Here is a 6,480-nt window from a genome sequence, read left to right on the forward strand (position 1 = left end):
GACCTCGCGCGACCCGATCTCGCACGACCGGATCTCGCGCGACCGCAGGACCAAGCCCGGTCGCGCGAGCCGGAGTGCGGCTAGCGGCGGTCGCTGTCCCCGTCGCCGTCGCGCGCGGCGTCCGGCGAGGACGAGGGCTCCGGCGGCGTGGCACCGGCGACCCGCTCGCCGTAGCGCGGCGGCTCCTCGGGTCGACGCTCCGGCACCGGCGGGGTCGCGGGGGCGGCAGCCGTCTCGGGGGTCTCCCCGTACCGGGGTCCGTCGTTCGTGCCGTAGCGCGGTGGGCCCGAAGGCGCACCCGTCTGCGCGCCGGGGGCCGACGTACCGGGGTGGTGCGGGCCTCCCGGCTGCTGGTGCGGTGTGGCGTGCCCGCCGTACGGCGACTGCTGCTGCGGCGGGACCCCACCGGGGCCCGGACGCCACTGCTGCTGCTGCTGCTGCTGCTGAGCGTCGTTCCAGTGCGTGGACGGGGTCGCCCCGTGCTCGCCGAGGATCCGCTGCGCCTGCCCGGTCAGCTGCGGGTTGACGACGATCTGGTAGTTCGTGGCGAGCACCTGGTGCACGCTCGTGAAGTCGCGCTGCCGCTTCGTGATCGCGAACGAGACGATGCCGTAGAGCATGCCGAACGCGGCACCGATGATCGCAGCAGCCAGGATCAGGCCGCCGGCGCTCGGCGAGAAGAGCGTGAGCACGATGCCGAAGAAGATGCCGAGCCACAGGCCGGACAGCGCGCCGGCGATGGCGGCACGGCCGTAGGTCATCTTGCCGGTGACCCGCTCGACCGTCTTCAGGTCGTTGCCGACGATCGAGAGCTGGTTGACGGGGAAGTCGGCCTCGGCCAGCTTCGCCACCACGCGCTGCGCGTCGGGGTAGCTGTCGTACGTTCCCAGGACGTCGCCCTTGGGCAGCGTCGGGAACGCCTGGGCGGTCCTGCCGGCGAAGGGGCTCTGATTGCTCACACAGCCATCATTCACCGCACACCTTGCAATCGCACGTGCACTCTCAGGGAAGCAGCCGATCGGAAGCCGCCGACCGGTGCCGTCGGCGGCGCGGGCGAACGCCCGCACCCGAGCGACTACGCTGGGTCGGGTGAGCGCCACGAAGGTCTTCGTCGCCCGCCTCGCCGGGTGCTCCGTCTTCGACCCCGCGGGCGACCGCGTCGGCAGGGTCCGGGACGTCCTGGTCGTCTACCGCCGGGCCGATCCCCCGCACGTCGTCGGGCTCATCGTCGAGGTGCCCGGCAAGCGCCGCATCTTCGTGAGCATCGGCCGCATCACCTCGATCGGTGCCGGGCAGGTCATCACGACCGGCCTCGTGAACATGCGCCGCTTCGAGCAGCGTGGCGGCGAGGTCCGCGTCATCGCCGAGATGCTCGGCCGCAAGGTGCTCATCAAGAACCAGCGGATCCGCGCCACCATCGAGGACGTCGCGATCGAGGACCGCGGGCAGGGCGACTGGGAGGTCGCGCAGCTCTTCCTCCGCAAGCCGAAGACGACGCCGTCACCGTTCGGCAAGGGTCCGACGACGTTCGCGACGTGGAACGAGGTCACCGAGGACGAGCTCCCCGGCGAGGCCCAGTCCGCCGAGCACGTCATCGCCGCCTACTCCGACCTGCTGCCCGCCGACCTCGCGTCGACGCTGCTCGACCTGCCCGCCGAGCGCCGGTTCGAGGTCGCCGAGGAGCTGCCGGACGACCGCCTCGCCGACGTGCTCGAGGAGATGCCCGACCAGGAGCGCATCGAGATCCTCACCCGGCTGGTCGACGCCCGTGCCGCCGACGTCCTCGACCAGATGCAGCCGGACGACGCGGCCGACGTCCTCGCTCAGTTCTCCGACGAGCGGAGCGAAGCCCTCCTGCAGCTCATGGAGCCAGAAGAGGCGCAGGACGTCCGCATGCTCCTGGAGTACGAGCCGGACACCGCCGGTGGTCTGATGACCACCGAACCGGTGATCGTCTCGGCAGACGCCACCGTGGCCGAGGGCCTCGCGCTGGTCCGCCGCCACGAGCTCGCTCCGGTGCTCGGCGCCGCCGTCTGCGTCACCCTGCCGCCGTACGAGCCGCCGACCGGTCGGTTCCTCGGGCTCGTGCACTTCCAGCGGATGCTCCGCTACCCGCCGAACGAGCGGCTCGGCACGCTCATCGACCAGCAGACCGAACCGGTCCGGGTCGACGCGAGCGCCGCCGAGGTCACCCGCATCATGGCGACCTACAACCTGCTGTCCGTTCCCGTGGTCGACGACGCCCACCGTCTCGTCGGGGTGGTGACGATCGACGATGTCCTCGACCACGTCCTGCCGGACGACTGGCGAAGTCAGGGCGAGGGGGAACCCTCACCGCTTCCACGCCAACGCCCGCGCAGGACACCCGTGACGACGGGAAGGAGGACCACCCGTGGCCCGAACGGATGACAACCGTCGCGACCGTGACCGCCAAGAGGTCCGGCTCGACTCCCCGAAGGGCATGCGCACGCGTGTGCTCCCCAGCCGCCGCCGTGGTCGCGGGGACACCTTCGGTCGTGCGACCGAGGGCATCGCCCGCGGCATGGGCACGCCGTGGTTCCTCATCGGCCTCACGCTGTTCTGCGTGGTCTGGATGGGCTACAACACCCTGGCGCCGAAGCCGTGGCAGTTCGACTCGGCGGCCATCGGCTTCACGGCTCTGACGCTCGTGCTCTCGCTGCAGGCCTCGTACGCCGCCCCGCTGATCCTGCTCGCGCAGAACAGGCAGGACGACCGCGACCGCGTGCAGTTCGAGCAGGACCGCCAGCGCGCCGAACGCAACCTGGCCGACACCGAGTACCTGGCCCGCGAGGTCGTGGCCCTGCGCCTGGCGATGCGGGACATGGCGTCGAAGGACTTCATCCGCGCCGAGCTCCGCTCCCTGCTCGAGGAGCTCGACCGGCGCGACGCCGACGAGGCCGGCTACGCGGACGAACACGACAGCTCCACCCGTGGCTGACGCCGTCCCCACCGACGATCAGCTCGGCACGGCGGTCCTCGCCGCGCTCGGCCGCGTCATCGACCCGGAGATCCGCCGCCCCGTCACGGAGCTCGACATGATCCGTGGTGTCGACGTGCAGCCAGGAGGCGCGGTGCGCGTCGACCTGCAGCTCACGATCGTGGGGTGCCCCGCCGCCGACACCATCGAGCGCGACGTCCGCGTCGCCGCCGGGTCCGTCCCGGGGGTCGCCGCCGTCGAGGTCGACGTGTCCGTGATGGACCCGGCCACTCGTGCCGCGCTGACCGAGCGGCTGCGCGCCGGCCGCCCCAAGGGCGTCCAGTTCACCGCGGACTCGCTCACGCGCGTCATCGCCGTCACGAGCGGCAAGGGTGGCGTCGGCAAGTCCACGGTCACCGTGAACCTCGCCGTCGCGCTCGCCCGCCGGGGCCTGCGGGTCGGGGTCGTCGACGTCGACGTGCACGGCTTCAGCGTCCCCGGCCTGATGGGTCTGACCGACGAGCACGGGGTCGCACCCCGCCCGACCCGCGTGGACAGCATGATCCTGCCGCCGGTGGCGCACGACGTGAAGGTCGTGTCGATCGGCATGTTCGTCGACGACGTCTCGACCGCGGTGTCGTGGCGCGGACCGATGCTGCACCGCACCGTGAACCAGTTCCTGACGGACGTGTTCTTCGGCGACCTCGACGTCCTGCTGCTCGACCTGCCCCCGGGAACCGGCGACGTCGCGATCTCGGTGGGGCAGCTGCTGCCGCACGCCGAGGTCCTGGTGGTCACGACTCCGCAGGCCGCCGCGGCCGACGTCGCCGAGCGCAGCGGGATCGTCGCCCGGCAGACCGGACAGCGGGTCATCGGCGTGGTCGAGAACATGGCGGGGCTCGTGCAGCCCGACGGCTCGGTGCTGCACCTGTTCGGCGAGGGTGGTGGCGCCGAGACCGCCGCACGGCTGTCCCGCGGGCAGGACACCCCCGTCCCGGTGCTCGGCAGCGTGCCGCTGTCCGTGCCGCTGCGCGAGGGCGGTGACGCAGGCGTGCCCGTGGTGCTCGGTGCCCCGGAGGACCCGTCCGCCGTGGCCCTGACGGCGATCGCCGACCGGATCACCACGATGGGACGCGGGCTCGCCGGCCGGAAGCTCGGGTTGTCACTGTCCTAGGCTCGAGGTCATGAGCACCGATCACGTCGATGTCGACTGGGACCACGCACGCGCCACCAATCGCGCGAACTGGGACGACCGGGTGCCGATCCACGAGGGTGCCTACGCGATCGACGCCCTCGCCGACCCCGGCCACCGCTCGGACGTCGTCCGCGCGGACCTGCCGGCCCTGACGCCCTGGTTGCCGAACGGCTCGCTCACGGGCCTCGACGTCTGTCACCTGCAGTGCCACATCGGCACCGACACGGTGTCGCTCGCCCGCGAGGGTGCCCGACTGACCGGTGTCGACTTCTCCCCCGCCGCCCTCGCCTCGGCCGCCGGACTCGCATCGCGCCTCGGGCTCGACGTCACCTGGGTCGAGACCGACGTCCTCGATGCCCGGGCCGCCGTCACCGGTGACTTCGACGTCGTGTACACGAGCATCGGCACGATCTGCTGGCTCCCCGACCTCGACCGCTGGGCTGCGCAGGTCGCCGGCCTGCTCCGCCCCGGCGGGGTGTTCTTCATCCGCGACGGACACCCGGCGCTGTACGCCCTCGACGAGGACGCCGACGAGCTCGTCACCCGGTACCGGTACTTCCCGGACGGCACCGCGCAGCAGTGGGACGACGCCGGCACCTACGCCGGTGACGGCACGGTGGCGAACACCCGCACCTTCGAGTGGCCGCACCCGCTGTCCGAGATCGTGAACGCCCTGCTCGGTGCCGGGCTGCGGCTCCGACGACTCGACGAGGGCCGGACCCTGCCGTGGCGCTTCAGCTCCCGCATGGTCGAGACCGACACCGGCTCGTGGGCCTGGCCGGATCACGACCGCGACCGGATCCCGACCACCTACACGATCGTCGCCACCCTCGACTGACCTGACTCCCCTGGTCCGTTCGGCGCATCCTGTGCGTTCGTTCATGGACAGGGCGTTCTACCCCGGCGCATTATGCAAGGGCATTACACAATGCCCTTGCGGAATGTGACGTGAGGGCTCCACCCGCCGGACGACGACGTCCGACCGAGGACAGGAGAACCGTGTGAACCAGAACACCCGCGTGCGATCGGGCCTCGTGGCCACCATCGCCGCCGTCATCGTCGCAGGGGGCTCGCTCACAGCGGCGCCAGCCCTCGCCGCGACGACCTGCGCGACCGCCTGGAGCGCCGGCACCGCCTACAACGGCGGAGCCACCGTCAGCGAGAACGGTTCGAACTACACCGCGAACTGGTGGACCCAGGGCGACGAACCGGCAACCCACTCCGGTGCGACCGGCAGCGGCCAGCCGTGGACGTCGTCCGGCACCTGCACCGGTGGCGGCACCGGCGGCGGGACCACCACCCCTGGCGGCGGTGGGACCACCACGCCCGGCAACGGCAGCACCGGCACCGCGAGCGGTCTGGTCTTCAGCCCGTACAAGGACATCACCGTGAACCTCGACTGGAACACGAACGTCATGAACACCGCGGTCACCGGCACGCGGATCCCGGTCGTCGGGTCGAGCAACAGCCTCGTGTCGACGCGGGAGCCCGGCCTCAAGGCCATCACGCTCGCCTTCGCCACCGGTACCTGCGGCAGCGAGAACTGGGGCGGGGTGGCCGCCGATGCGTTCGCCAGCGCCAACATCGCGAAGCTCGACGCTGCCGGCGTGAACTACATCGTCAGCACCGGTGGCGCCGCAGGCTCGTTCAAGTGTTCCGGCACCGCACTGCAGTCCTTCATCGCCCGCTACGCTTCGCCGCACATGATCGGCGTCGACTTCGACATCGAGAGCGGGCAGTCGGCCGCGGACGTGCAGAACCTGGTGAGCGCAGCGGCCCTGGCACAAGCGAAGTACCCCGGCCTGCGCTTCTCGTTCACGCTCGCCACGCTGGCGGCGTCCGACGGCTCGTTCGGTGGACTGAACAGCACCGGCGACGCCACCGTCAAGGCGATCAAGGCCTCGGCGCTCACGAACTACACGATCAACCTCATGACGATGGACTTCGGACGCGCGACCACGGCCAACTGCGTGATCGTCGGGTCGACGTGTCAGATGGGGCAGTCCACGATCCAGGCGGTCACGAACCTGCAGCACACCTACGGGATCGCCTCGTCGAAGATCGAGGTCACCCCGATGATCGGCGTCAACGACACCTCTGACGAGGTCTTCACCCTCGCGGATGCCGACACCGTCGCCGCGTACGCCAAGTCCCACGGGCTCGCGGGCGTGCACACCTGGTCGCTCGACCGCGACACCCCCTGCCCGACGGCGCAGAGCACCGCGTCACCCACCTGCAGCTCGGTGGCCGGCACCACGGCCCTCGCCTGGACCGACCGCTTCCTGGCGGCCCTCAAGTAGGGAAGGACCGGGCGTCGCGACGCGACCCCCTGACGGACGGGAGGCCC

The 6,480-nt window shown here is 71.3% G+C and carries 6 protein-coding genes; 5 read left to right on the forward strand and 1 reads right to left on the reverse strand.

The window, feature by feature from the left end; all coding sequences use genetic code 11:
- Positions 1–80: 80 nt before the first annotated feature.
- Complete coding sequence (locus tag BIU91_RS10895) at positions 81–959, reverse strand: general stress protein (RefSeq protein ID WP_071405462.1); 879 nt, start codon at positions 957–959, stop codon at positions 81–83.
- Positions 960–1,089: 130 nt separating this feature from the next.
- Here BIU91_RS10895 and BIU91_RS10900 point away from each other — a divergent pair, with 130 nt between their 5' ends.
- From BIU91_RS10900 to BIU91_RS19470, 5 genes are all read left to right on the forward strand, one after another.
- Positions 1,090–2,409 carry a CBS domain-containing protein gene (locus BIU91_RS10900; RefSeq protein WP_027464574.1) on the forward strand — a complete coding sequence of 440 codons (1,320 nt, stop codon included), beginning with the start codon at positions 1,090–1,092 and terminating at the stop codon, positions 2,407–2,409.
- A gap of 52 nt (positions 2,410–2,461) precedes the next feature.
- On the forward strand, positions 2,462–2,959 hold the full coding sequence (locus tag BIU91_RS10905) for a DUF1003 domain-containing protein (protein ID WP_042539423.1): 498 nt from the start codon (positions 2,462–2,464) through the stop codon (positions 2,957–2,959).
- Complete coding sequence (locus tag BIU91_RS10910; RefSeq protein ID WP_071405463.1) at positions 2,952–4,112, forward strand: P-loop NTPase; 1,161 nt, start codon at positions 2,952–2,954, stop codon at positions 4,110–4,112. Before BIU91_RS10905 ends, BIU91_RS10910 begins: the two co-directional genes overlap by 8 nt.
- Before the next feature lie 10 nt (positions 4,113–4,122).
- Positions 4,123–4,971 (forward strand): class I SAM-dependent methyltransferase, encoded by an 849-nt coding sequence (locus tag BIU91_RS10915; protein WP_071405464.1) that lies wholly within the window; start codon positions 4,123–4,125, stop codon positions 4,969–4,971.
- 163 nt (positions 4,972–5,134) lie between these two features.
- Positions 5,135–6,433 carry a carbohydrate-binding protein gene (locus tag BIU91_RS19470; RefSeq protein ID WP_071405465.1) on the forward strand — a complete coding sequence of 433 codons (1,299 nt, stop codon included), beginning with the start codon at positions 5,135–5,137 and terminating at the stop codon, positions 6,431–6,433.
- The last annotated feature ends 47 nt before the right edge of the window (positions 6,434–6,480 follow it).

Source organism: Curtobacterium sp. MMLR14_002, assembly GCF_001864975.1.
In the GTDB taxonomy this organism is placed as follows: domain Bacteria; phylum Actinomycetota; class Actinomycetes; order Actinomycetales; family Microbacteriaceae; genus Curtobacterium; species Curtobacterium flaccumfaciens.